This is a genomic window from Mammaliicoccus sp. C-M13 (genome assembly GCF_022386845.1).
GTDB classification, from domain to species: domain Bacteria; phylum Bacillota; class Bacilli; order Staphylococcales; family Staphylococcaceae; genus Mammaliicoccus; species Mammaliicoccus lentus.
In genome coordinates this window covers 1-467 of sequence record NZ_JAJNHQ010000039.1, presented here as the reverse complement: position 1 = coordinate 467, position 467 = coordinate 1, and the positions used below count along the sequence as shown (strand labels likewise).

1 pseudogene is annotated in these 467 nt (G+C 27.0%); it reads right to left on the bottom strand.

What is annotated here, in order from left to right:
* Positions 1–467, bottom strand: a pseudogene (locus LQ615_RS13365) (IS3 family transposase); the annotation flags it as partial.

The following is a 467-nucleotide window of genomic DNA, read 5'->3' as shown; positions in this document are numbered from 1 at the left end:
TCTTAGTTTCATTAAATGATCTATTTAAAATGTTTTGTGCAGTAACTTCAGGAGTAAAAGGCTTATAACGTTTGGTTTTACGACGTATAATTGCTTTTAATTTTAATTGTTTCATTAATCTATAAACACGCTTATGATTTACACGTTTATTTAATTTAAGACGGATATAGATATAAATGCGTCTATAACCATAAATACCTTGATATTGGTGATAGATATCGTTGATATCTTCCATTAATGTATTATTTTCAATCTCTCTCTTAGAGGGATTTCTATTTGTCCATTTATAATAACTTGATCTATTTATTCCTAAAACACTACATAACCATTTAATTGGATATTTATTTTTTAGCGCTTTGATCGTTTTGTATGACGTGATTTGTTTACTTTTTGATTCATCATCTCTCTTTCGAATTCTCTCCGCTTTTTTAAAACCTCATTCTCCATTTCTAAATATTTATTTCGTT